Origin of the sequence: Acinetobacter sp. UBA3461 (genome assembly GCF_002381195.1) — a bacterium.
Taxonomy (GTDB): domain Bacteria; phylum Pseudomonadota; class Gammaproteobacteria; order Pseudomonadales; family Moraxellaceae; genus Acinetobacter; species Acinetobacter schindleri.
On record NZ_DFRO01000045.1, the window covers coordinates 57250 to 84023 of the forward strand.

The following is a 26774-nucleotide window of genomic DNA, read 5'->3' on the forward strand; positions in this document are numbered from 1 at the left end:
ATAAAAAATGTTGTTTTTTCACTCAAGTATTTTTTTAATTTTTCCTGTTATTCCGGACAGGTAAATACCGTTTCATCCATTAAGTCAGTGCCACATTCCAGGGTTTCAATCCAGTCCAGGAACTGATTGATCTGCTCTTTGCCCACAAACGGTGTACCGTGCTGTGGCACGATCATTTCTATATCCATGGTACGTACCATTTGTACCCAGAGACGGATCACCTTGTTATTACACATATAGCGCTGGTGAAAGCCTTTCATTTTCGGAATATGCGCCGCAAAGTTTTCTAGTGGACGCGAAGCGTCTTCGACCATAGACGCGCCCATATCGCCTGAAAACAGAATTTTTGCAATCGGGTCATAGAATTGGAAATTACCGACTGAATGCAGAAAATGAGCAGGAATTGCCACAATATTGGAATTGCCCAGTTTGATAATCTGGCCATGATCCGGCAGCTCCACCAGACGATCTAACCAGTTACCTTTCATGCGGTCACTCATAAAGGCCGAGTTCAGGTGCGGCAAGAAACGTGCCCAAAGCTTGGATGCAACCACTTTGGCATCGGTATAGACTAACCAGCGCGGCATCGAAGTGATAATGTCCGGATCCTGATGCGAGGCCATGACATAATCCAGATTGGCCAGACGGGTATATTTGTTCAGTTCCATGGTGAGCGGCACATAAGTCAGGTCACCACCCGGATCCAGTACTGCCGCACGGTTATTATCAATAATTAAAAACTGGTTGGCCTGAACGCCTTCACCTTTTACCAGGCTGGTAAAACTAATGCACTTGTGGATGCCATCATCAAATAAAACCTGTGATGTGGTACGTTCAAAAGCCATAACTTTCCCCAATTTTATACATTTAAAAATGATTTTTGTGTTGTTGTTAACATATAAGCATTCAGAGAAACTTACAATAAATAAAAATGTCTATATAGCCTTATTTATCAGCATTTTGAGAGCTATTTCACAATAAAAAATCCCGAGTTTTTAGCTCAGGATTTAATATATTATTCTTATGAATTAGAAATAATAATGTTTGAGCAAGGTACCAATACCAATCAACAGGAAGATCAACGCACCAATTTTGTGAATCAAGGCGATTGGCAAGCGGTTTGCCAGCTTATCCCCAATAAAAACTGCCGGTGCATTGGCAATCATCATACCTATTGTGGTTCCCAGCATCACCCAAAGCACACTGTCAAAACGTGCTGCCAGGGCTACAGTTGCAACTTGGGTTTTGTCACCAATTTCTGCCAAGAAGAACAAGATAAAAGTCGCACCAAATACCCCCAATTTTTGCCATTTGTTAATGCTAGAAGATTCATCACCAAGTTCATCCGGAATCAGCATCCAGATCGCCATGGCAATAAAACCAATTGAAACAACCCATAACAACACATCTGGACTGATGACCGTAGTAATCCACTGACCCAATACCGCAGACAAACCGTGGTTGATCAAGGTCGCTAGCAAGATCGCAATAAGAATAGGAACAGGCTTTCTGAATCGCGCGGCAAGCAGCAAGGCAAGCAATTGGGTCTTATCGCCCATTTCGGCAAGTGCTACGATGGCAGTTGAAAGAAGGAATTCGTACATGTGTCTTTCTCTGGCTGGCATGTGCTACCGATGACTTACCCTTCCCGCCAGCCAAAATCTGCAGAATGGTAAATCAAAGGTCTTGCCAACAAAAGAAAGCTTCGAGAAGCTCATTTGGTTCTTTGCTATGATGACCATGTCCGGTTCAGGACAAATATGTTGACCATCACCCTTTCGCTTTGCGCAAAAGGCGGCTACTCCCCAATGAAGTAAGCTCATTATAATCAAGAGCATCCATATTTACAAATCGTAATATAAAAAAACCCTGCCGGAGCAGGGTCTTTCTATTAAAGCATTAATGAATTAGATCAATAGGCTACGAATATCTTTTAACAATTTGGTTAATTTATTGGTGAAGCGTGCCGCATCTGCACCATTAATCACACGATGATCGTATGACAATGACAATGGAAGCATTAAGCGTGGATCAAAGCCCTCACCATTCCAAACCGGTTGCATGGTCGCAGGTGAAATACCCAGGATTGCAACTTGTGGCCAGTTCACAAGTGGGGTAAACGCTGTACCACCAATTGCTCCAAGACTTGAAATCGTGAAATTCGCACCTTGCAGATCTTTCGGTGAAAGTTTCTTATCACGTGCTTTTTGACCCAGTTCACCCAATTCTTTCGAAATTTGCTTAATGGATTTTTGATCTGGATTACGCAGTACAGGAACCGTCAAACCATCTGGTGTTGCGACTGCAATCCCCATATGGATTTCGTTACGCAACAGGACTGACTTACCGTCATCTGACAAATGACCTGCAAATTCACGCTCTTCTTTCAGCAGGTGTGCTACTGCCTTGATAATGAATGACATAATAGTCAGGCTTAGGCCTTCTTTCTTAAAGTTGCCTTTAAGTTCATTACGCCATGCTTCAAGTTCAGTAATATCGGCCAAGTCGAACTGTGTCACTTGCGGGATGTAATTATTGAGAGACAACTGCGGAATAGAAACCTGCTGCAAACGCGTCAAGGCTTTCTCTTCCACGCCACCAAATGCATCGAAGCTTGGTAGTTTTGGCAAGCCTGCGGGTGCAGCCGCGGCTGGCGCAACTGCAGCAGGTGCCGGTGCAGTCAGACGTGTTTTCACGTATGCAAACAGATCTTCTTTCATCAGGCGTGCATGCGGACCAGATGCTTTGACTTCAGCAAGTACCACACCCAGCTCACGTGCAAGCTTACGAACTGCAGGACCAGCATAGACTTTGGCATTGGCAGCGTTCTGCTCTTTGGTGAGCTTGTCTGCATTTTGTGTTTCAGGTGCAGTAGCAGTCTCAGCTTTTGGCACTGCAGCTGGTATAGGTACCGTTTTAGCTGCTGACACTTCTGCTTCTGGAGCCGGAGCTGTCGCAGGTGCTGCCTGCCCTGCAGCTTCAATCGTAATCAGGGCAATGCCTTCAGAAACGTTCTGGCCGAGCTCGACATGAATTGACTTGATCACACCTGCAGTCGTGCTTGGCACTTCGACAGTCGCCTTATCCGATTCCACCACGATGATGCTTTGGTCTTTCTCAACCTTGTCACCGACCTGTACCAGAATTTCTGCTACAGCAGCTTTGTCGACACCCAAGTCAGGTACTTTCACTTCCACATCACCCGCAGGCGCTGCGGGTGCTTGTGTAACTGCTTCAGCTTTGGCTTCAGGTGCTGCTGGTGCAGAAACCTGTTCAGCCGACTCAGGAGCTGATTGCTGAACCGATGCTGAAGCTGCAGTTTTCACTGTCAGAATAACCACACCTTCTTTAACGGTATCGCCTTCCTTAATTTGAATAGCTTCTACTGTGCCATCGACGGTGCTTGGAACTTCAACAGTTGCTTTATCAGACTCTACGACCACGATGCTTTGATCAACCGTGATTTCATCACCGACCTGTACCAGAATTTCACCCACCAGTGCTTTTTCTACACCGATATCTGGCACTTTCACTTCAACAGTCGCAGATGCAACGCTATTAGCAGCAGGTGCCTGGCTTTGTTTAGCCGCGGTGCCCGGCTGATGTGAAGCCACTTCCTGGAGGATTTCATCATCAGGTAATGAAGTCGGGGTATTTTCCGAAGTTTTATCAGACACATCAGCTTGCTGGGTTTCTACAGCATTGGCATCGTCTTCAGCCTCTAATTCAATGAGTACTGCACCTTCAGATACTTCATCACCCTGATTAACCAGAATGCTTTTTACCACGCCTGCTGAAGTGCTAGGCACTTCAACAGAGGCTTTGTCAGATTCCAGCAGCACAATGCTTTCATCGATGGCAATGGTATCACCCACTTTCACCAGAATTTCAGCAACTGTTGCCTTATCTACACCAATATCAGGAGTCGTAATTTGCATGATTAGTTCTCCTCCTTGTAGTCAGCAACAGCGTGTAGTTCAGGCGTTGCTTGTGGCGCCCATGCAACTGGACGATCAGTATCCAGCTCGAAGCTAGAAATCGCATCTTTCACTAGACGCGCATCTACTTCACCTTCGTCAGCCAGTTTCTTCAATGTAGCAACCACAATATGAGCAGCATCTACACCGAAGTAGCTACGAAGTTTGGCACGTGTATCGGAACGACCATAACCATCAGTACCTAATGCAACGAATGGGCGGTTGTCTGGAAGGTAGGCACGGATTTGCTCACTATACGCACGCATATGGTCTGTTGCAGAAACAACGATACCGTTTGTGCTACGCAGTTGCTGAGCAACCCAAGACTCTTTGACTTCTTCAGCTAATGGATGTAAACGGTTGTACTCTTCACACGCCATACCATCACGTGCCAGCTCGTTGAAACTGGTTACGCTGTATACGTTTGAATGGATTTGATATTCTTCACGCAGGATCTTCGCAGCTTTGATCACTTCACGCAGAATCACACCTGAACCAAGCAACTGGACAGTCGCTTTCTCGTCTTCTTCCAGCAGATACATACCACGTTTGATGCCTTCTTCAACACCTTGTGGCATTGCAGGATGCTCGTAGTTTTCGTTCATTACGGTTAAGTAGTAGAACACACGCTCTTGATTCACGTACATACGCTTCAAGCCATCGTGAACAATCACGGCAAGCTCATAACCAAAGCAAGGATCATAAGAAATACAGTTTGGAATCGTATTCGCAAGAATATGCGAGTGGCCATCCTGGTGCTGTAAGCCTTCACCATTTAATGTAGTACGACCTGCTGTGGCACCGAGCAAGAAGCCTTGTGCTTGCGCATCACCTGCTGCCCATGCAATGTCACCAATACGCTGGAAACCAAACATAGAGTAGTACATGTACATTGGAATCATTGGCAGGTTATTGGTTGAATAACTGGTTGCCAACGCAGCCCAGGCACTCATCGCACCCGCTTCATTAATCCCTTCTTGAAGCATGTGACCGTCTTTTGCTTCACGGTAATGCATCAATTGTTCCTGGTCTTCAGGCGTGTATTTTTGACCATGTGCAGCATAAATGCCCAGCTGACGGAACATACCTTCCAGACCAAATGTACGTGCTTCATCTGGAACGATTGGAACCACGCGGTCTTTGATGGCTTTTTCTTTCAATAATGAAGAAATTAAACGAACCATCACCATGGTGGTTGATTGTTGCTTACCGTTAGAACCTGCAAGTACTGCGTCAAATACCGACAGTTCTGGAATCGCAAGCTGTTCGCTTTCCTTACGACGTGCAGGCAGGTAACCACCGAGCGCCTCACGACGTGCCTTCATATATTTCAACTCAGGCGAGTTTTCGCTTGGACGGTAGAATGGAACTTCTTCTAACTGCTCATCAGTAAATGGCAAGTTGAAACGGTTACGTACATATTTCAACGACTCAAGCTGCATTTTCTTGATTTGGTGAGTCTTATTCACCGCTTCAATTTCTTCAGACAGGCCATAGCCTTTCACTGTTTTCGCCAAGATAACAGTTGGCTGACCTGTGGATTTCATTGCTTCTGCATAGGCTGCATATACTTTGAATGGATCGTGACCACCGCGGTTCAAGTTGTCGATGTCTTCATCACTTAAACCTTTAACCAGCTCTTCAGCTTCTGGGTATTTACCAAAGAAGTGCGCACGTGTATAAGCACCACCTTTTACTTGATAACGTTGGTAATCGCCGTCTACCGCTTCTTCCATAATCGCTTTTAGAGCGCCAGTTTCATCTTTGGCAAGCAATGGATCCCAATGACGGCCCCAAACGACTTTAATGACGCGCCAGCCTGCACCACGGAATAGCGACTCAAGTTCCTGGATGATCTTGCCGTTACCACGTACCGGGCCATCAAGACGCTGCAGGTTACAGTTGACCACCCAAATCAAGTTATCTAACTTTTCACGGCCAGCCAGAGAGATTGCACCGGTACTTTCTGGTTCATCCATCTCACCATCGCCCAGGTAAGCCCAGACTTTACGATCTTCTTCCTTGATCAAGCCACGGTTCATCAAATACTTTTGAATGTGTGCCTGGTAGATCGACATAATCGGACCCAGACCCATCGATACAGTCGGGAATTGCCAGTAATCCGGCATCAAATATGGATGTGGATAAGAAGGTAAGCCAACGCCATCTACTTCACGACGAAAGTTATTTAAATGGTCTTCCGTTAAACGGCCTTCCAGAAATGAACGTGCATAGATACCCGGAGCACAGTGACCTTGATAATAGATCATGTCACCGCCGAAGTTGTCGCTATTGGCACGGAAGAAGTGGTTAAAGCCTACATCATATAATGTTGCGGATGATGCAAAACTGGCCAAGTGGCCACCTAGATCATCGCCAGTTTTGTTCGCGCGAAGAACCATCGCCAGTGCATTCCAGCGGATCAACGCACGAATACGGCGCTCCATGTCCTGGTCACCCGGCATAGGTGGTTGTTCTTCAACAGAAATCGTGTTTAAGTAAGGAGTATTTAAACGCTGAATGGGAACATGCTTAGCAATCGCGCGCTGATAAAGTTTCTCTAATAAGAAAGCTGCACGCTCAGTGCCCATGTGTTGCAAAACAGAGTCAAAAGCGTCTTGCCATTCTTGAGTTTCTTGCGCGTCTGTATCGCCATAAAACGCCATAATCTACTGTTCCTAAAGATCTACATTAATCGTTTATATGTATCATATTTAGGGCAGTGACAGGTATCGCCCACGCTGAATGCGCGAATGCCAGGGTATTTAGCAGCTAAATACCTATTGATCATTTATTACACAAAGATACAAATCTGAGTCAGTAAAGAATCAAAATTATACATTGATCATATTTTTTAGTGATAAATTAAGACCTGAAAGCAATAAATCTCCAGTTTCTCTCATTTTAGAAAGAGACCAGAGATTTATTACTTTTAAATATGGATGTGCTTTTTCTGTAGGTGTTATGTACAGGGTAGCTTAAATGACCTGACAGGCCTTATGGCAGCATGGCAAGATAAGTTGAAGGATTCTTACGCTGACCGTCTTTTACTACTTCATAGTGTAAATGCGGGCCTGTACAGCGACCTGTACATCCTACGTTGGCAATGTGCTCACCTGCTTCTACGCGATCACCCACACGTGCAATCAGACGTGAAGCATGTGCATAACGAGTTAGGTAACCATTACCGTGATTAATTTCCACGTATTGGCCGTAACCTGTACCCCAACCTGACTTGGTCACAATACCAGGCCCCGTCGCATAGATCGGTGTACCGCTTGGTGCAGACATATCCAGACCAGAATGGTTTTCAGCGCGACCATTCATGGTACGCCCACCAAAGTCAGAGCTGACACGTTTCAGGTTTGGCAGAGGATGTGCAACTAACCAGGAATATGGAGAAGATGAAAAACTTGAAGAAGATTTAGATGTAGACTTAGAAGCGCCGTATTTTTTCTCAATCGTTGCATTGTTGAGCTCAACTGGCTTCTCACGGAGCTGAACACTTAATTTGGTTTCAGCAGGGATATAAACATCATCTGATTGTGTGTAAGCGCCCTGTGCTAAAGTCCGTGTAAGCTGCTCAAGACGATCGACGGATCCACTTTCCTGATTTAGATCCACTAAATCTGCGAATGCTACAGAAGCAGCTGAACTCGCCAGGGAAAATGCCAACAAAATACGTCGCAAATGCATAAAAAACCTCTCTAAAACTGTTTTAATCGAGTTCCTTGGGTGATCTCTTCCTTGATATCTACCGAAAAGAGCGCATAAGATTAAGGCATAATCATGTAGGAATGATGTATGTCTGAACCTGTCAACGTTTTTCAACAAACAAGAAAACACATAAAAACAGGAAACTTCTCGTTTCTCTCATCACAAGTTGCTGCATGGCAGAAACTTACAAAACTCATTCAACCTTTGTTGCCCCAACCGGAACATTGGCAGGTTGTCTGCTATCAAAATGGTGTGTTAACGCTTACTGGTGAAAACCAGGCCATGATTTCTCAATTGGCCTACTTACAGAAGCAATACGTTTCACAACTCTCTCAAATTAGCGAATTAAAGGACTTAACCAAACTGCAAGTGTGTTTACGAAATCCATCCAAAACACCTTTGATTACAGAAAAATCCGAAAGAGCCTTAAGCCCAGAAACACAGGATATGCTCCGTAGTGCTGCTGACTTTATAAGCGACCCTAAGCTTAGCCAAGCTTTACTACGTTTGGCAAGCAATAAAAAATAACATACAAATCAAATTATGTTGATTTACAATGTAAATTGCGAGAACCAGTTCTCATTCTACATTGTTATAATATAACATACACACTAAAAGACAATGACTTATGTCACATTCACATAAGGAATTGGACAAGTTTCAATGTCATCAAATGTTACAATTTCATAGCTATCCGGATCACTGCTGACATTACGCAAAAGCTGGTTATTTAAGGCATGTCCGGACTTGTAACCGTCGAATTTAGCGATAATCTGGTGACCCATCAGATATAAGTCACCGACAGCATCCAAAATCTTGTGACGCACAAATTCATCTGAAAAACGTAACCCTTCTTCATTGACTACCCCAGTTTCATCCACGCCAATCGCGTTTTCCAGACTTGCACCAAGTGCCAGATTATTGGCTTTGAGATAGTCCAAATCTTTCATAAAGCCAAAGGTACGTGCTTCACTGACTTCATATACAAAGGTTTCAGTAGAGAAGTCGATGGTGGCAGACTGATATTCTTTCTTGAAAGCAGGATGATCAAAGTCGATGGTGAAGTTAAGCTGAAAGCCTTCATGCGGGCTAAAAGCCGCACGCTTATCATCAATAAGCGCTTCTACAGGTTTGATGATTTTAATAAATTTCTTTGGTGCCTGCAGTTCCTGAAGTCCACCCTGCATCAGCAGATAGATAAATGGCCCAGCACTACCGTCCATGATGGGCACTTCAGAAGCTGACACTTCAATAATCAGGTTATCGATGCCCAAGCCGGCAATAGCACTCATGACATGCTCAATGGTACCCACTTTGGCATTTTCCTGAACCAGATTCGAGCACATGAAGGCTTCCTGGATCAGCATGGCATTGGCGGGAATGTCAACTGGTGGATTCAGATCGATGCGTCGAAATACAATTCCCCCATCGGCATGGTGTGGCACGAAGTTAATCATGACTTTCTGCCCACTATGAAGACCGATACCGCTCGCTTTCACGACACGTTTCAGGGTACGCTGTTTCAACATGCTTTTATCATCTGTTCATCAACAAAACCGCTATACGTTAGCATATTTAGCCATTGATAAAAAACAAAAAGGTGGCCCTAAAGCCACCTTTTCTGTTGAATCATCGTAAACACATATTGTTACATATTACTTACGTTGTTGATTTTTAAGATAATCCTGAATACTCATTGGCGTTGGACGTGGGCTTGAAACAGAGGCTGCCGGCGTCGCTGCCGCACCTGCACCAGTTTGTTGACGCTGAATCGCTGGCACATCATCTTCATCTACTGCAGCCGGGGCTGTTGCAGGACGTGACTGCTGTACATTGGTACGTTTCGCAGGCTCAGCAGCATCTGCCGAGTTACGGGTTAGACCTGTTGCGATTACAGTTACGCTAATTTCATCACGCGCATCTGGATCGAATACGGTACCATAGAAGACTTGACCTTCGTCCAGATCCACGATCTGGTTCACAACATCGGTAATTTCTTCAATTTCACCGAAGGTTACATCATCACCACCAGTCACGTTAATCAGGATGCCTTTGGCATTCATGATAGTAACGTTATCCAGTAATGGGCTACGAATTGCCTGTTCAGCTGCCTGACGTGCACGGTTTTCACCACGACCAAGACCTACACCCATCATGGCATAGCCACGTGTGCTCATCGCTGTTTTCAGATCGGCGAAGTCAAGGTTGATATGGCCTGGACGTACCACAAGATCAAAGATACTGCGTACTGCGTTTAACAGAACGTCATCCGCTTTCTTGTAAGCATCTTTCATCGAGATGTCACGGAATACTTTCAGCAGGCGCTGGTTTGGAATGATGATCAGGGAATCCACGTGCTGTTCCAGGGCTTGAATACCTTTCTCAGCGGACTGTAAACGGCGTTTACCTTCAAAGTTGAATGGCGTAGTCACGACACCAACTGTCAGGATACCCATTTCTTTAGCAATTTCTGCAACCACTGGTGCCGCACCGGTACCTGTACCGCCGCCCATACCAGCAGTCACGAATACCATATCTGTGCCTTCAAGATGCTGGCGGATCAGTTCACGGCTTTCTTCTGCTGCCGCTTGACCGACTTGTGGGTTTGCACCTGCACCTAGACCACGGGTACTTTGTTCGCCCAGCTGAATTTTAAATTCAGCTTCCATGCGATCCAGTGCCTGTTTGTCAGTATTGGCACAGACAAATTTTACACCCTGGATGTCTGATTGCAGCATATGCTGTACAGCATTACCACCCGCACCCCCTACACCAAAGACAGTGAAACGGGCTTGACCAATGCTATCGTCTTGATCGTCTTCAAAAAATTCAAATGAGGCCATGACCTATAAAATTCCTAATTTAGTACTGGCAGTCACTAAGCCCGTATACTGCCCTGATCTTAATAAAAAATTGTTTTTAAGAATGCTGCTCCACAACTCAGTTGTCAAGTGCAAGCATTTTTTACTACAACTTCTCAACAATATTCACAATAAATGTCGACTAAAAAATTGACTTCAATGTTTCATTAAAGCCTGTCCAGGCACGTTTAACGCGCTGAGTCACCGACAGTCTTTCATTTTCTTCCGATTCTACGATAGTTTCCTGCGCGTCACTCTGGCTGAACATCAGCAGACCTGCAGCTGTAGCGTACTGCGAACGACGTAGCGCTGCCTGATGTGCTTCATCTGCATGTACTGGCGCTGGCGGATTACCCAAATGCGCCGATATACCTAAAGTGCGGCGTACATAGCTGACCATACCTTCAATATGGCTGGCATCACCCGTTAATACCACACCATGGTACAGACCCTGCATTGCACCACTGTTTTCCAGTTCATCACGCACCAAGCCCAGAATTTCACTATAACGCGCAATAATAATTTCGGTCAGTTCAATCCGGCTAATAGTCTGCGGACCATCAATACCCTGGAACTGAATCATATGGTCCGGTTTTACCACTTTCAGATCGACACAACCATATAACAGCTTAATACGCTCAGCTTCTTCAGTGGTAGTCTGTAACACGGCTGCGATATCACGTGTTACATGTTCCCCACCACGCTGAATGGTATGGGTCAATGCCAGACGACCATCCAGGTAAACTGCAAGATTTGTGGTTCCGGCACCGATGTCGACCAGACATACCCCATATTCTTTTTCATCTTTCAGCAAGCTGGCTTCAGCAGTGGCCAGACATGATACCACCATGCGCTCTACACCAATATTGGCGCCTTTCAGGGCACGGTCAATATTCTGCATGGTGCTAATTGGCAACATCATTAAATGATAATGCCCGGTCATGCTGTGCGCCGACATACGGATCGGATTCAATACCCATTCCGGTGCATCATCCAGCTCGAAACCTAGTGGAACTGCGCTGACCAGATAATGATCTGAGGTCTGATGACTGGCTTTGGCCAGTTCAAGCGCGCGCACCACTTCACTGGTGGTAATTGTATGTTCTGCATTGTCAACTGAAGTACGGCCTGAAGCATAAAAGCTTTTCAGCTCCGCACTTGGAATTGAAATCCAGGCTGAATGTACACGACATTCCGCCATGTCTTCCGCTTCTTGAACGGCATTTTTTATTGCGGTAATGACTTTATCGAGACTTACAATTTTCCCTTTATTCATGCCTCGGTTACGAGCAGTCGCCATCCCAATGACCTGGATATTGTCTGGCGCATGTACCTTACCAATCAAAACTGAAACTTTGTGCGTCCCAATGTCAATCGCAACAACTGAGGGAACAGCTTCATTCATTATTCGTTACTACCATTACCTGTGTTTAATTTATGGCTCTAAGCCTCTATTTTTCAAAGCCGAACATTATGGCTTTACTGTAACGCCGTTCTCAACGCCGGTGTCATTATTCGTTACAATAAAATGACCATTTTGTATCTTTGGTGGAACTGCATTCTTCCACTGAATCGCAAGCCCATTTCTATAGCGCAGATCAATTGAAGAAATTCTAGACCAAACTGGCTTCAAATCGCTATAGGAAAGATGGCTAAGACGTTGCAGCTTGCTCATGGTTTGATCCTGATCCACAATCACGCGTAATCCCGAATCAAACTGCATAAACCATGTCATGCGCTCTGTTAGATATAATTCTTTTAAACGAATGCCATGCGGTGCGAACAGCTGATTAATTTCGTTATAGCGACGCATCATGGTTTTGGCCTGGCTGGCAGGACCATGCAGTAACGGCAATTCAGGATAACTCTGAGGAAGTACTTCCGTGAAAATTTTTCCGCTATCACTGAGCAGACGTCCAGTGCCCCAACGTGCAATTGCATGATGTGGCATTACCCGTACCCGAATTGCATTCGGCCAAGCACGTGATACTACAACACGATCTACCCAAGATAATTCTAAAGTTTTATCACGGACTGATCTTAAATCCGAGGTAAAATAATTTTCGGTAATAATTGGCGATACATGTTGCAGGATCTGACGTTCTTCTGCCGCCGAACGAGAACCAGTCACTTCAAGCTCTGCTACCTGGGCATCGGTCATCACACGATAGAATCCCAGTATTCCTGCAGCAAGTACTACAAACGCCACACACAGCAGTAACCAACCACCTAGATTGGCCATTTTTTCTTTTCGTGTGGGCGGCTTGTCGTGAATTGATGTAATCGCAGCACGTTTGCGGCGCATGGATGCAGGAAGTTGAGCCATATCTTAGTGAGCCACACCGTTCAGGGTTTGTTCCAGAATCGCCACACATAGCGCTTCAAAACTATAGCCTACTGCTGCTGCCGCTTTTGGCACCAAAGAATGACTGGTCATGCCTGGCACCGTGTTCACTTCAAGTAGCCAGAACTTACCATCCTGATCCTGCATGGCATCAATACGGCCCCAACCGCTAGCACCTACTGCCTGGAAAGCCCGTAAAGCCAAGGCTTGCAGTTCTTTTTCTTCTGTTTCGCTTAGACCGCATGGAATGCCGTACTGTACATCATTACGGTTATATTTGGCTTCATAGTCGTAGAAAGCCACATCTTCTGGTGGTTGCAAACGAATTACTGGAAGTGCCTGACCATTTAACAAAACAATAGTGAATTCACGACCGGTAATCCATTTCTCTGCCATCACAATGGCATCATGTTCAGTCGCTTTCGCAATGGCAGTGGCAAAGTCTTCGATTTTCTCAACCTTGCTCATACCAATGCTTGAGCCTTCATGCACTGGCTTGATAATCAGTGGCAAGCCGAGTGCTGCAACGATTTCTTCAGCATTCGAATCTTTGGTCACAATACGGTAAGGTGCTGTTGGCAGTTCTGAACCTTGCCAAACCTGCTTGGTTTTAACCTTGTCCATACCAATCGCTGAACCCTGTACGCCTGTACCAGTATAAGGAATATTCAGCCACTCCAGTGCACCTTGAATCTGCCCATCTTCACCACCACGACCATGCAGTACGATGAAAGCACGATCATAAGCTGTCAGTTCCGTGATACTGCGCTCCTGAGGATCGAAGCCTTCGGCGTTCACCCCAGAACGCAGCAATGCCTCAAGCACTGCCGTACCACTGTCTAGCGAAACCTCACGCTCTGCAGATTTACCACCAAGCAATACAGCAACTTTTCCGAATTTTGAAGCATTTGACACGTTTATATCCTTAAACTTTTAAATCTGGTCAATTCTATCTAAGCCACACACGGCGACTATTTTACATATAGATGATTCTGAGCAAGTTCAATTGAAATTGCACCTACATTACCGGCACCCTGAGTCAGCAGCAGGTCATTTGCTTGTAGCACATTTTTCATGACATTGCTGAGGTTTCCTTCAACCGGATCAACCAGAATCGGCTCTACCTCACCACGCAGACGAATACTGCGCGCCAGAGCACGGCTATCTGCACCAACGATTGGTTTCTCCCCTGCTGAATAAACTTCTAGTAATAACAACTGATCTACCGTGGACAATACATCGACAAAGTCTTCAAAACAGTCACGGGTACGGCTAAAACGGTGCGGCTGGAACATCATTACCAGACGACGGTCTGGATGGCTGGCACGTGCCGCCTTGATGGTTGCTTCAACTTCTTTAGGATGGTGACCATAGTCATCCACCAGCTTCACATCACCGCCTTCAAGCTCGAACTGACCTTGCACTTGGAAGCGACGACCAACACCGCTAAAGCTTTCCAAGGCACGGCAAATCGCAGCATCAGAAACGCCTTCATCAGTCGCAATACCAATTGCTGCCAGTGAATTCAGAATATTGTGTGCACCCGGCATATTGATCGTAACACGTAGCGGCTCACGATCTTTACGCAATACCGTAAAGTGCGACTGCATGCCATCCTGTTCAATATCAACTGCACGAATGTCATTGTCTTCATTGAAACCATAGGTAAGGAGTGGGCGACCGATCCGCGGCATAATTTCGCGTATATTGGCATCATCACCACATACCACGGCTAGGCCGTAGAACGGAAGTTTTTGCAGGAACTGAACGAAAGTATCTTTCAGCACATCAAAGCTGCCGCCATAAGTATCCATATGATCAGCATCGATATTGGTGACAATGGTCGCCATTGGCTGCAGGTGCAGGAAAGAGGCATCTGATTCATCTGCTTCTGCCACGATATAACGACTGGCACCCAATGCAGCATTCACACCCGTACGATTCAGCAAGCCACCGATCACATAGGTGGGATCAAGATTTTCTTCGGCCAACATACAAGTCACCAGACTGGTGGTTGTCGTTTTACCGTGAGTACCTGCTACTGCAATACCGTGACGGTAGCGCATCAATTCACCCAGCATTTCAGCACGGCGAACCACTGGAATACGCTTTTCAATCGCAGTCTTAATTTCCGGATTTTCAGGATCAATGGCGGTTGAAACCACAATGACATTGGCACCCTGAATATTTTCAGCGGCATGACCGATGTACACCTTAATTCCATTTTCTTCCAGCTGAGCCGTGGTTTTGGACGCTTTAATATCTGAACCAGAGACTTTATAACCCTGGTTTTTCAATACTTCAGCAATACCACACATGCCAGCACCGCCGATCCCCACAAAATGAATGTGTTTGATACGGCGCATTTCTGGCACTTTGATTAATTTTTTCGCTTGGTCAGCTGGAGTTGATGGAGACATAATTTACTCGGTTTACAATTCTTGAATTAAACGAACCACGTGTTGGGTTGCATCTGGTTGAGCCTGCTGGCGTGCTTTTATAGCCATTTCCATAAGAAGCTGGCGATTCAGCATCGGTTCCAGCAGCGCTTTTAGACTGTCTGGGGTCATTGTGGCTTGCGGGCAGATTTTTGCTGCGCCAAGATTCGCCAGGAATCGGGCATTGGCGGTTTGGTGATCATCTACCGCACTTGGTAATGGCACAAAGATTGCGGCCACGCCTGCTGTAGCAATTTCAGTTACGGTCAACGCACCGGCACGGCAGATAATTAAGTCCGCATCGCTATAGGCCTGTGCCATATCTTCAATAAATGGCTGTACTTCAACATTTAAAGTTGCAGGTGCATTAGCATAACGGGCACGCGTCGCATCTGCATGATTTTGACCGCACTGATGAAAAACATTCAATGGGACATTCAGCTGTTTTAAGGCTTCAGGCACACGTTCATTGAGTGCCTGTGCGCCCAGTGAACCCCCGACAATTAAAATACGCAGTGGCTGACCAGCTTTTTCCCGTTCCTGATAACGCCAGGACGGATTGAAAATTTCAGTAATTTCTTTACGTACCGGATTACCTGTAGTGACAATTTTATCTTGGGCCGGAAAAGTATTCGGAAATGCCTGACAGACTTTTTTAGCAATACGGGACAGCTGGGTATTGGTAAAACCGGCTACAGCATTTTGCTCATGAATAATCACAGGAATGCCCAGCATCCGCGCTGCCAGACCACCCGGACCGGCGACATAGCCACCAAAACCGGCTACAGCATCCACCTTCAGCTGCTTCATATACTTCATGGCGCTGAGAGTGGCTTTTAGAATTTTAAACGGTGCCGCCAATTTACGCACGACGCCATTGCCGCGCACGCCTTGAATATCAATCTGATAAATTGGAATATTATGGTTTTTTAAAAGTCGGTTTTCCATGCCTGCCGGAGTTGCCAACCAGGACACTTTGATCCCCTGCTGTTCTAAGTCTTTTGCAACGGCTAACGCTGGAAATACATGTCCACCGGTACCTGCGGCCATCATCATGACATGTTTAGGCTGTTTTTGCTGAGCATCGGTCACGGTCTAATTCTTCAATTCTAAAATATAAACAGGATGTGTAATTTAAGTCGTCAATTGTAATCACAATCGCTAAGCCATGAAAGTTTATTTACTTTATTTCAACGAGCGTTTCATTGTTTTTTTTCACACGATTTTAAAGTTTAAACTGTATTTATAATCAGGTCTGCATTTTTATTCAATTTTCAGAAAAAAAACGGATTTTATTAATTGATTTCAATGATTTCTTTTTTATAGATATAAAACAGATTTTATCGCAGGATGAAGCGAAAACATTATTGCACTGATCACTATTTTTCAGACCTAAACTTAGGTCTAAACAGCATGAAATTTATTCTTTTTCTATGTTATTTATATTCTGAATAAATACCATCAATTCTTTAATGAATTGATTTAATAGATAAAGCGATGACAGATGTCAAAAATTTCAGTGCATGACAGCTGGGTGATCCTGGCAGGTTATCTGGCTGCCATTCATGTCGGCAAACTCTCTGCGGTAATTCCAATTTTGCAGCAGGACTTAGGACTCAGTTTTACCCAAGCAGGTTTTTCCTTGTCTCTGGTTCAAGGCGCAGGCATGCTGTTTGCACTCAGTAGTGGTGCATTCTCTGAAAAATTTGGTCTAAAACGTTGCCTGATTCTGGCGCTAACGATTCTAGGACTCAGCAGTATTGCCGGACTCTGGATTCAGCATGTTACTGCATTATATTTTTTTCGTTTTACTGAAGGTATCGGTTTCCTGACCATCTCCCTGTGTGCACCAGCCATTCTGAAAAGGATCAGCCGGCCAGAACATCTGAATTTCAAGATGGGACTGTGGAGTTCCTATATGGGTGTAGGGGTGAGTCTAGCCGTTCTGTGTATTCCGATATTGCTGGAATGGCTGCAATGGCAGACTATCTGGGTTTTACTCGGTGGATTGTGTCTGTTGATTGCCTTAATGGTACATCGTTATCTGCATCTTGAACCGCAAGTACCTACCTCTGAAACAGCATCATCATCGGCTACAAGTTCTTCTTTCTGGGAAATTGTTCGGGTCACCATTACTCATCCACCAATTTTATGTCTGGCGGTAATTTTTGCCTGTTATACCAGTCAGTGGCTGACTGTAATCGGCTTTTTACCGAGCATGTATGTCGCGAATCAGATTGATTTAAAAACTGCAGGTATGTTGGCTTCACTGGTCGTGGTTTCCAATCTGGGTGGTACCTTTGGTGCCGGTATGCTGTTGCAACGTGGCTGGCAGCCGAAAACCCTGCTCTGGACTGGTTTTATCAGCATGATGCTGACCAGCTTTCTGGCCTTTGCTGCTCGTTCCTGGTTGATGCTGGAATTACAGATACTGAGTGCTGTATTGTTTTCACTGATTGGCGGAATTATTCCGACGACTGTTTTTGCGATTACCCTGAAATACGCACCTCAGGCCAATGCCGCGGCAGCCAGTGTCGGTCTTGTTCTTCAAGTTTCGGCATTTGCACAGTTTTTTGTCCCGCCACTGAGTGCATCACTGGTTTCTGCGACTGGACAATGGGCCAATATTGCACTGGTTACTGTCTGCCTTTCGGTACTCGGTCTGATGATGAGCAGCTATCTGTTCCGACGGCATGGTAAATAAAAAGAGCCTCAATAGAGGCTCTTTTTATTTATGACTGCAAATCTTAGGCCTGCTTGACCCCTGCTTCCAGCACATCAAACAGGTCATCCGCAATCGAAGTCCCAAACTGGGTATCAATTTCACGGATACAGGTTGGACTGGTCACGTTAATTTCAGTGACATAGTTACCAATCACATCCAGACCCACGAAGACCAGACCTTTTTCACGTAAAAATGGGCCAACTTTTGCAGCGATGGCTTTATCATTTTCAGTTAAAGGACGCGCTTCCCCCAGACCACCTGCTGCCAGGTTGCCACGCACTTCACCATTTTGGGGAATACGTGCCAGACAGTAAGGTACTGGTTCACCGTTTACCATCAAAATACGTTTATCGCCTTCAACAATTTCTGGAATATAACGCTGTGCCATGATGGGCTGAGTCCCATTATTGGTCAGGATTTCGATAGTCGAACCGATATTTACTCCGTCCTGATACAGACGAAAAATCCCCATTCCCCCCATGCCATCTAAGGGTTTAACAATGACATCACCATGATCTTTAATGAATTCACGTATCAGGCTTTGTTGTGAAGTCACTAAAGTTGGTACTTGCAGTTCCGGGAACTGGGTGGCAAACAGCTTTTCATTACAGTCACGCAGGCTTTGCGGCTTGTTAATGATCCAGGCACCTTCACGTTCAGCCTGTTCCAGGATATAAGTTGCATAGACAAAATTCATGTCAAAAGGTGGGTCTTTACGCATTAACACCACATCATATGCCGCGATGGATTCTTTACGCTTTTCACCTAATTCATAGTAATGATTATAGTCTTCAAACACCTGTAGTGGTGAGATCAAACCAAATGCTTTACCCTGATCAATATACAAATCTTGCTGTAATGCATAACCTAGTTCATGACCACGGCGTGCGGCTGCCCAAAGCATCGCCATGGTTGAATCTTTTTTCAGGTTTACATTTTCGATGGGATCCATCACAACAAGTACGCGCATATTTCTGTGCTCTTTTTTCAAAATGAATTTGGCAATGAGTATAGCCGAGATTATTCTTTTATTTATTCAGATTTTGCATGAGTATGTATGCATTCTTGTGTTAAGGATGAATCTAAAGATGTTGCAAGCTATCGTCGGTTTTCATTTAGATGAAGAAAATCATTGGGTCGCTGAACTGGCCTGTGGACATGGTCAACATGTACGGCATGATCCACCCTGGCAAAACCGTCCCTGGGTCATGACTGAATCAGGTCGAAGGGAAAAACTGGGCATAGAACTGGACTGCAAAAAATGTGAGGAAACACAGCAGTCCGATAAAGATGAGTGATTAGAATAACCCTGACTACTCATCACAAGCTTTCTAATTTTTTAAATAAATCTTTCAGCTTCTTTGGAATATTTAAGCTATCTGCATTGTTAAGTGCTCCTGTATTATTGCCAAATCCCTGCAGAACTTTTATGCTTAAAAATAATACGCATTCTGCGATTCAAGGTGCTTCGTGCTGCAACGCTTTTTTCAACAGGCCTGGTTTATCCTGCTGATGGTTTTTGCCATCGGCTGGGGCACTATGTCTGTAGCATCCGCGAACTCCATGCATCTGATTCAAATGCAACAACAGCCTTGTGCCAAACAAATGGTACATGGTGATAAGCACGCCTCACAGATGGCTACCATAAAACATGCAACGCATGCTCCCGCTTCTCAACACTGTAATAATCAAGCTTCGACTCAACAACATGAATGTCTCGATTGCAGCTTTAGTGCCTGCCAAAGCATGATGAGCTGGTTAAATACCGAACCGCAGCCGTTGACTATATTGCACCCCTACGAAGCCAATACCGAACTTTCTTTCCCTTATACTGCCCGCCACCTTAGCGGTTACTGGCAAGATATTCTCCGCCCTCCCAAAGCCTGATCCGAATTTTTAAATATTTTTAATAAATTTCAGGATCAAGTTATGTCTATCAAATTTCGTCACAGCCTGCTTGTAGGCTTATGTATGATCTCGTCCTCTGCTTTTGCCGCAGTAAAAGAATACCATCTGATTATTGATGAAGGTAAACTCAATCTGACCGGGAAACCTGTACAGCGTATTACCGTCAATGGTCAGTTCCCGGCTCCGACACTTGAATTTAAAGAGGGCGATGAAGCAATTATTCACGTACAGAATAATCTGGATCATCAGGATTCTTCCCTACACTGGCACGGCCTGTTATTACCCGGCCTGATGGATGGTGTGCCTGGCTTTAACGGTTTTCAGGGCATTAAGCCCGGACAGAAGTTTAGCTACCGTTTCAAGGTACGCCAGAATGGTACCTACTGGTATCACGCCCATTCCAAAGGTCAGGAACAGGATGGGCTGTACGGTGCGCTGCTGATTCACCCTAAAAATCGAAATACGATTCCTGCCCATGAAAAAACTGAGCGTGACTATGTGGTGATGCTTTCAGAATTTCATGAACAGAGCAGCCAGTCTATTCAGAATAACCTGAAAAAATCAGCAGATTATTACCAGAACCAGCGTGAAACAGTGGGTGATATTTGGCAGCAGATCAAACGTGATGGTCTTAAGGCAACCTGGTCAGACCGCAAGATGTGGAACCAGATGCGCATGCTCAAAACCGACCTGTCCGATGTCAGCGGCTATACTTTTCTGGTAAATGGCAAAACGCCTGAACAGAACTGGACCGGACCGTTCCAGTCGAATGAAAAAGTGCGTCTACGCTTTATCAATGCCGCAGCCATGTCCTTTTTTGATGTACGTATTCCAAATCTGAAAATGACTGTAGTCAGTGCTGATGGCCAGCCAGTCAAACCGGTCAGTATTGATGAATTCCGCATCGGTGCCGCAGAAACCTATGACGTGATTGTAGAACCCACTGCAGCACACTATCAGATACAGGCGGAATCAATTGACCGTTCCGGCTTTGCCTTGGGCAGCCTGCATGACCAGACACAGGCCATGCCACATCACATCAGCCAACCCGCAGCCCGTCCCCGTGCTTTATTAACCATGCAGGATATGGGACATGCTGAACAACACGAAATGCCACAGCATATGCCTGCTAGTCATAGCATGCATTCGGAAAAATCTTCAGATGATGAGCCTGCTCAATACGATCTGCATGCACAGCATTCCATGCCAGAACAAAAACAGCCTGCCAGACCTGTTGAAGGCTGGGCCAATGCGTCCACACCTGTGGGGCATAAAGCCCTGCAGTATCGTGATCTGAAATCCTTATTTCCTCAGCCGGATGTTCGTGAACCGGAATCGGAACTGGTGATCCGTCTCGGTGGCAATATGGAGCGTTACATCTGGACCATCAATGGTAAGAAATATAGCGAAGCCGAGCCTTTACAGGTGAAGTATGGTCAGCGTATCCGGCTGAAATTCATCAATGACAGCATGATGGCACATCCAATGCATCTGCATGGCATGTTTATGCAACTGGAAAATGGTCAGCCTGCAGGTGATCTGCCAAATAAGCACACCATTGTGGTGCCACCCGGCAAAACAGTCACTGCGCTACTGACTGCCGATGAACTGGGTGAATGGGCAATTCACTGTCACCTGCTCTATCACATGAGCGCTGGTATGATGAACAAACTGATTGTGGCGCATGTCAACGATGATCGCGCCAGTACGTCTGCTAAACCGCAATCAGCTCAACCACAAGGAGATGCTCATGCACACCATTAAAATAATAAAGCGCTCCCTGTCATTGGCGGTTAGTTTGCTGATGAGTTCTACCGTATTTGCCGAAACGATGCAGCATGATCACACCATGATGCCAGAATCTGCCTCTGTTCATATACATCAGCAACATCGTATAGATACCCAGCCCTCCCCATCTGTTGTTTCCACCGACAGGGTAAAGAAGACTGACCATGAGCATAAACACGAGCATGGTGGACAGATTTATACTGTGCTTGAACTGGATCAGCGCTGGCAAACTACAGGACATGGTCATGGCAAATTTCAGTCAGACAATGAACTGAAAATTGGTACGGATGAAAACAGGCTGGTGCTTAAACTGGAAGCTGAAAAGACTGAGTCCAGACCAGATGAATACGCTACCAAACTGCTATATAGCCGTATGGTTTCGGACTTCTGGGATATGCAGGCCGGTCTGGGTTATCAGGAACATTCGCTTGAAGTGAACCAGCAATACACCAAACAGGAACACTGGAATGCCGTGCTTGGTTTACATGGGCTGGCACCATATTTCTTTGAAACTTCGGCTTATCTGGAAGTGGGTCAGGATGACTATGTAGCATTGAATTTTGAGGCTGAACGCGATCTGCTTTTGACTCAAAAACTGATTCTACAACCTTATCTGCAAGTGGAAGCGATCTTAAATGATGGTTCCCCTTATGCAGAAAAGACCGGACTGCGTGAAGCTGCATTGGGTTTGAATACCCGTTATGAAATAACGAAGCAGGTCATGCCTTATATTGATATTGCCTACCGTTACGAGCAGGAAAGCCAGTGGGAAAATGATCAGCTCATGTCAAATTCTGAAAAAGATTGGATTTATGGGCTTGGGATGAAGTTTAGATTTTAGCTTCTACCCTTTCTGAAGATTATAAAAAAGGAATTGATCCTGACGATTTAGGGGTCAATTCCTTATATATCATTTTGGTATGAGCTAGATTTCATATAATGTCCATTATGCTAAATGGAAGCGGCTAGCTGGGATCTGTGTAGCAACTTTAAGCCAGTTGCTATGCATCCAAATACAGATTGCACCTCATATTCAATTTATAAGAATTTTAGGTTTTAGACAGCACTCTTTAATCAAGTGTTTGTACACCACCACCATTTACAAATAAGGTTTGTCCAGAAACCCATGATGAAATAGGTGAGGCAAAGAATAACACTGCTCTCGCAATATCTTCAGGTTCACCTAATCGTTGTAATGGTGTGTGAGAAAGCATTGTTTTTTCAATCTCAGGCTTCAGTACTTTTTCTAGTGCTGCGGTACGAATCGCTCCAGGACCTACAGCATTAATACGTATATTTGGACCAAAATCATGTGCCAAATTAGCGACCATATGGTTTAAAGCAGCTTTTGATGATGCATATCCACTCATAGCAGGGCTTTTGTTAATTGAACTCATAGAGCTGATATTTATGATTGAGCCGTCACCCGCTTTATTCATATGCGGTGCGACGAGTTGACACAATCGCCAAGCAGCAAACACATTAAGCTGAAAATCACGTTCTATAGTATCTACGCTAATTTGATCAGGAGATTCACGGCCACCGCCACCTCCTCCAGCATTGTTCACTAAGATGTGAATGTGACCAAAAGTTTCGATTGTTTTATTCACTGCATTGACCAATTGATCATCTTGCAGAATATCGCATGCAACATATTCTATGTTGCATCCAGTTAGCTTCTTGATCTCTTCAGCTGTATGTTTAGCTGCTTCTAAATTTAAATCGGCAATCATAACGTCCGAGCCTGCTTGTGCAAGAATGAGAGCGCTGGCTTTCCCAATACCTGCTGCACCGCCTGTTACAAGTGCTATTTTATTCGTCAGTGATAATAAACTTGGTGGCATCATTTTGATTTATTTCCATTTGTATATTAAAACTCGAAATATTTAATTTTTATACTGCGTAGCTTTATTTTGAGTTCAAAATCCTAAATCTACCGTATCATTTTGAATTGCAGGTATTTACAGTTTTCCCTTGTTCAACTGAATTGATAAAGCTTCCAATCAGGAATTCACTTTGTCTTAAAGAGTCACGATGATCTCCATTCTTGACGGGGTGAAAGGAAATAGGTTTTTGCTTCTTACATACTTGCTGATAGTAAGCATAAGTATCACGATAATCTACAAGCTGGTCTTTATCACCTTGTACAATTAGAAGCGGCACAGTAGGTGTCATATTCTCAATAGACTGTTTTTTTAAATAATTTGTCAAAGGTGTCAAATTTATATTCGGTTTAAAAACTGTTTTAGGTGCTGCCTTTAGATCAGATTGTAATTCTGACAAACAGCGACTACGTGCATAGTTTAGAATTTCTCCCATTTCTGGGCTAACTAAATTTGCTGGAGCAAGGCTAGGATCTGCAGCTTCCGCACCGAGAAGAACGATTGGAAAAAATGCCGCAACACTTGTTTCAATTTGAGAATGGGTTGCTACGTATTCAGCGATTCCTTGGTATTGATAGCCACCTGGTGCGAGTGCAATGGCACCTCTTAAATTGAGTTCAGGTGCATTTTTTAGGCCATCAGCAGCAACCTTAAGGGAAGCTGCGCCTCCTTGACTATGACCCATAACATACCAATTTTTACTAAATTTATAAGGCTTTAAAAGGTGGGTCGCCCGTACGGCATCAACGACAGTGTGCAACTGGCTTTGTGCATTCATATAGGGATGACCACCTGGAGTTCCTAGACCCTGATAATCTGGTGCAACAACTGCATATCCTCGCGCAAGCCAGGCATTTAAAGCTTTAGCAGCTATTTGCTGATATACATGAACTGGTCCATCGACATAGTCTGCAGAGGGTGCACAAGTATCTGCTACACCGGTTGTACCATGTGCCCAGGCCAAAACTGGCCAGCCATCTTTAGGAGGATTGCCTTTAGGCAATAAGATAAACCCGGAAGTAACAATAGGTTCGGACTGTATTCCTCTACTACGATAAGTGATTAAGAACCGCTGTGAAGCATTCGTAAATAGATCGATATTCTCTTCTTGTATGGATAAGATTGTTCCTGGCGTTTTGCTAGAGATATTAGATGTTTGGACTTTACTATTATTGGGAAAGACAGGAGAGGCTATTGCATATGTTGAATTTAAGCAAAGGTAGCTTACGACCAATTTTAGAATGGGATGTTTAATTTTCATTACTGCCACCATCTTTTTTTATAATCTAATTCTTAATGTAGCAGATTTATCTTATTTTCTAAATAAAGCATTAAAAAATTGGTATGAATTTAAGTTTTATAATAATGGTTGAATGTTTCTTTTATTATATTATTTTCATAAAGATTATATAATTTTCTAGAATTAATATAACGCATACAGTATAAAACCAATTTAATTATTAAATATAAATCAAGTACTTATTTAAATATGAAATTTTATGTTTTTCAAATAGATTTTTTAATGATTTTTTATGTTTCATATTTAATATTTCAATAGGTTTCAAAACTTTATATACCTTTACTAAATAAACTATAAAAAAAAGGAAACCTCAGCTTCCCTTTCTTTTATACAAACACTGAAATTTTAGATCCCATATTTCAAACGATAGTCTTCCATTTTTGCTAACGCGTCTTTGTCGCCTTTAGTATCGAGGTAATCCATCAAGTCTTTCATGGTAATCAGTGCATGCACCGGAATTTCCAGTTCTTTTTGTACTTCCTGAATCGCAGAAAGCTCACCTTGACCTTTTTCCTGACGGTCTAATGCAACCAGTACACCTGCAATTTGCGCACCGGCATTTTTCAGGATGGTGACTACTTCACGAATGGCAGTACCGGCTGTAATCACATCATCAATAATCCAGACTTTTTTCCCTTCTACAGCAGCACCAACAAGTACACCACCTTCGCCATGATCTTTGGCTTCTTTGCGGTTAAAGCCCCAAGGCACACTCACGCCATGATTTTGCGACAGCGCCACTGCGGTTGCAGCCACAAATGGAATACCTTTATATGCAGGACCAAAGATCACTTCAACATTGTCACATTCAGTCAGTTTTGCTGCATAGCCAGATGCCAGGCCAGTCAACGCTTCGCCATCATTCAGCAAACCTGCGTTGAAAAAATAAGGACTCACACGACCTGATTTTAAAGTAAACTCACCAAATTTAAGCACACCGCGTGATAATGCGAGTTCGATAAAAGCTTGCGGGTTAAACTGAGCTTGCGTTGACATGAGGTGCTCCTAAATCCATTAATTAAGGTAAGACTTGCGCATGATACCAAAGAGTAGCTATCCAGGTGATCAAAAAATTCTTCGTGTCGTTTCAATTAATGTCAACGGCTTACGTTCATCCGTGACCAAAGGTCTGCTGGAGTGGATGGAAAAATCTGACGCAGATGTGATTTGCATGCAAGAAAGCCGGATTACCCATGCGCAGTGGACCGATAAATTTAAACCTGAAGGCTGGTATACACACCTGTTCCCGGCTGAACGTCCAGGTTATGCCGGTACCGCCATTTATAGCCGCCTGCCTTTTGTTTCTCTGACCGATGGTCTGGGCTTTGAACTGGCAGATTCTCAAGGCCGCTTTATTGCTGCCGAATTTGACTTAGGTTTAGATAAAACTGCACATATCTGTTCGCTGTATCTGCCATCCGGTTCATCGGGTGATGAAGCACAGGCGCGTAAAGATCACTTCTTGGATGAATATAAAAAGATCCTGAAACAATGGCGCGATGAAGATAAATCTATCATTGTATGCGGTGACTACAATATCGTGCATAAACGCATCGACATTAAAAACTGGTCAGGTAACCAGAAAGCCTCGGGTTGCTTGCCACATGAACGCGCTTGGTTAGATCACATCTATGATGAACTGGGCTATGTCGACACTTTCCGTGAAGTACGCAAAGAAGCTGAGCTATACTCATGGTGGTCGAATCGCGGCCAGGCCCGTGCCAAAAACGTAGGCTGGCGGATTGATTATCAAGCCTGTTCACCCGACTGGAAAGAGCGTACCGTAAATGCCTGGGTGTATAAAGATGAATGGTTTAGTGACCATGCTCCAGT

Annotated in this window: 23 protein-coding genes and 1 riboswitch; of the genes, 7 read left to right on the plus strand and 16 right to left on the minus strand. The window is 44.5% G+C overall.

What is annotated here, in order from left to right:
• Positions 1–47: 47 nt before the first annotated feature.
• From B3D47_RS12835 to B3D47_RS12855, 5 genes are all read right to left on the minus strand, one after another.
• Positions 48–845: an MBL fold metallo-hydrolase gene (locus B3D47_RS12835; protein WP_286862348.1), complete on the minus strand. Its 798-nt coding sequence runs from the start codon at positions 843–845 to the stop codon at positions 48–50.
• Positions 846–1028: 183 nt separating this feature from the next.
• Positions 1029–1604, minus strand: coding sequence for a TMEM165/GDT1 family protein (locus B3D47_RS12840; RefSeq protein WP_004813742.1), 576 nt, complete (start codon positions 1602–1604; stop codon positions 1029–1031).
• A gap of 71 nt (positions 1605–1675) precedes the next feature.
• A riboswitch (yybP-ykoY riboswitch) is annotated at positions 1676–1819 on the minus strand.
• Between the two features lie 88 nt (positions 1820–1907).
• Positions 1908–3938: a 2-oxo acid dehydrogenase subunit E2 gene (locus tag B3D47_RS12845; RefSeq protein ID WP_286862350.1), complete on the minus strand. Its 2031-nt coding sequence runs from the start codon at positions 3936–3938 to the stop codon at positions 1908–1910.
• A gap of 2 nt (positions 3939–3940) precedes the next feature.
• A complete protein-coding gene (aceE, locus tag B3D47_RS12850) occupies positions 3941–6643 on the minus strand; it encodes a pyruvate dehydrogenase (acetyl-transferring), homodimeric type (protein ID WP_163172484.1) in 2703 nt (900 codons plus the stop codon).
• Between the two features lie 331 nt (positions 6644–6974).
• Positions 6975–7673 carry a M23 family metallopeptidase gene (locus B3D47_RS12855; protein WP_004813747.1) on the minus strand — a complete coding sequence of 233 codons (699 nt, stop codon included), beginning with the start codon at positions 7671–7673 and terminating at the stop codon, positions 6975–6977.
• 108 nt (positions 7674–7781) lie between these two features.
• Between B3D47_RS12855 and B3D47_RS12860 the strand changes: the two genes are divergently transcribed.
• Complete coding sequence (locus tag B3D47_RS12860) at positions 7782–8222, plus strand: DciA family protein (RefSeq protein WP_004890764.1); 441 nt, start codon at positions 7782–7784, stop codon at positions 8220–8222.
• Between the two features lie 98 nt (positions 8223–8320).
• Here the strand turns inward: B3D47_RS12860 and lpxC are convergent, their stop codons facing one another.
• From lpxC to murG, 7 genes are all read right to left on the minus strand, one after another.
• Complete coding sequence (lpxC, locus tag B3D47_RS12865; RefSeq protein WP_004813751.1) at positions 8321–9223, minus strand: UDP-3-O-acyl-N-acetylglucosamine deacetylase; 903 nt, start codon at positions 9221–9223, stop codon at positions 8321–8323.
• A gap of 126 nt (positions 9224–9349) precedes the next feature.
• Positions 9350–10537, minus strand: a complete 1188-nt coding sequence (gene ftsZ / locus B3D47_RS12870) for a cell division protein FtsZ (protein WP_004813752.1) — start codon at positions 10535–10537, stop codon at positions 9350–9352.
• A 160-nt stretch (positions 10538–10697) separates the two neighbouring features.
• A complete protein-coding gene (gene ftsA, locus B3D47_RS12875) occupies positions 10698–11960 on the minus strand; it encodes a cell division protein FtsA (RefSeq protein WP_286862353.1) in 1263 nt (420 codons plus the stop codon).
• Between the two features lie 66 nt (positions 11961–12026).
• Positions 12027–12881, minus strand: a complete 855-nt coding sequence (locus tag B3D47_RS12880) for a cell division protein FtsQ/DivIB (RefSeq protein WP_180185333.1) — start codon at positions 12879–12881, stop codon at positions 12027–12029.
• Between the two features lie 3 nt (positions 12882–12884).
• On the minus strand, positions 12885–13814 hold the full coding sequence (locus tag B3D47_RS12885) for a D-alanine--D-alanine ligase (protein WP_004813759.1): 930 nt from the start codon (positions 13812–13814) through the stop codon (positions 12885–12887).
• A gap of 56 nt (positions 13815–13870) precedes the next feature.
• Positions 13871–15319, minus strand: coding sequence for a UDP-N-acetylmuramate--L-alanine ligase (gene murC / locus B3D47_RS12890; protein ID WP_004890776.1), 1449 nt, complete (start codon positions 15317–15319; stop codon positions 13871–13873).
• A gap of 12 nt (positions 15320–15331) precedes the next feature.
• Complete coding sequence (gene murG, locus B3D47_RS12895) at positions 15332–16429, minus strand: undecaprenyldiphospho-muramoylpentapeptide beta-N-acetylglucosaminyltransferase (RefSeq protein ID WP_005220556.1); 1098 nt, start codon at positions 16427–16429, stop codon at positions 15332–15334.
• Positions 16430–16841: 412 nt separating this feature from the next.
• On the opposite strand from murG, the gene B3D47_RS12900 reads away from it, so the two are divergent.
• Positions 16842–18041, plus strand: a complete 1200-nt coding sequence (locus B3D47_RS12900) for a CynX/NimT family MFS transporter (RefSeq protein ID WP_286862359.1) — start codon at positions 16842–16844, stop codon at positions 18039–18041.
• 43 nt (positions 18042–18084) lie between these two features.
• Here B3D47_RS12900 and gshB read toward each other — a convergent pair whose 3' ends face one another.
• On the minus strand, positions 18085–19032 hold the full coding sequence (gene gshB / locus B3D47_RS12905) for a glutathione synthase (RefSeq protein WP_004890785.1): 948 nt from the start codon (positions 19030–19032) through the stop codon (positions 18085–18087).
• Between the two features lie 118 nt (positions 19033–19150).
• On the opposite strand from gshB, the gene B3D47_RS12910 reads away from it, so the two are divergent.
• The 4 genes from B3D47_RS12910 to B3D47_RS12925 all read left to right on the plus strand — a co-directional run bounded on the left by B3D47_RS12910 (position 19151) and on the right by B3D47_RS12925 (position 22599).
• Entirely contained in the window at positions 19151–19360 is a 210-nt protein-coding gene (locus B3D47_RS12910; RefSeq protein WP_286862361.1) for a DUF3565 domain-containing protein, read from the plus strand.
• Between the two features lie 172 nt (positions 19361–19532).
• The gene (locus tag B3D47_RS12915; RefSeq protein ID WP_286862363.1) at positions 19533–19949 is read left to right on the plus strand and encodes a hypothetical protein; all 417 of its coding nucleotides are present in this window, start codon (positions 19533–19535) and stop codon (positions 19947–19949) included.
• A 42-nt stretch (positions 19950–19991) separates the two neighbouring features.
• On the plus strand, positions 19992–21734 hold the full coding sequence (locus B3D47_RS12920; protein ID WP_286862364.1) for a copper resistance system multicopper oxidase: 1743 nt from the start codon (positions 19992–19994) through the stop codon (positions 21732–21734).
• Positions 21721–22599: a copper resistance protein B gene (locus tag B3D47_RS12925; protein ID WP_273798198.1), complete on the plus strand. Its 879-nt coding sequence runs from the start codon at positions 21721–21723 to the stop codon at positions 22597–22599. The genes B3D47_RS12920 and B3D47_RS12925 overlap by 14 nt, the downstream gene beginning before the upstream one ends.
• A gap of 229 nt (positions 22600–22828) precedes the next feature.
• Here the strand turns inward: B3D47_RS12925 and B3D47_RS12930 are convergent, their stop codons facing one another.
• The 3 genes from B3D47_RS12930 to pyrE all read right to left on the minus strand — a co-directional run bounded on the left by B3D47_RS12930 (position 22829) and on the right by pyrE (position 25937).
• The gene (locus B3D47_RS12930; protein WP_286862457.1) at positions 22829–23602 is read right to left on the minus strand and encodes a glucose 1-dehydrogenase; all 774 of its coding nucleotides are present in this window, start codon (positions 23600–23602) and stop codon (positions 22829–22831) included.
• Positions 23603–23699: 97 nt separating this feature from the next.
• Positions 23700–24914: an alpha/beta hydrolase family protein gene (locus B3D47_RS12935; RefSeq protein ID WP_414631724.1), complete on the minus strand. Its 1215-nt coding sequence runs from the start codon at positions 24912–24914 to the stop codon at positions 23700–23702.
• Between the two features lie 372 nt (positions 24915–25286).
• Positions 25287–25937, minus strand: a complete 651-nt coding sequence (gene pyrE, locus B3D47_RS12940) for an orotate phosphoribosyltransferase (RefSeq protein ID WP_253170316.1) — start codon at positions 25935–25937, stop codon at positions 25287–25289.
• Positions 25938–25977: 40 nt separating this feature from the next.
• Between pyrE and B3D47_RS12945 the strand changes: the two genes are divergently transcribed.
• Positions 25978–26774, plus strand: a 797-nt coding sequence (locus tag B3D47_RS12945) for an exodeoxyribonuclease III (protein ID WP_286862369.1), incomplete at its 3' end; no start/stop codon positions are given.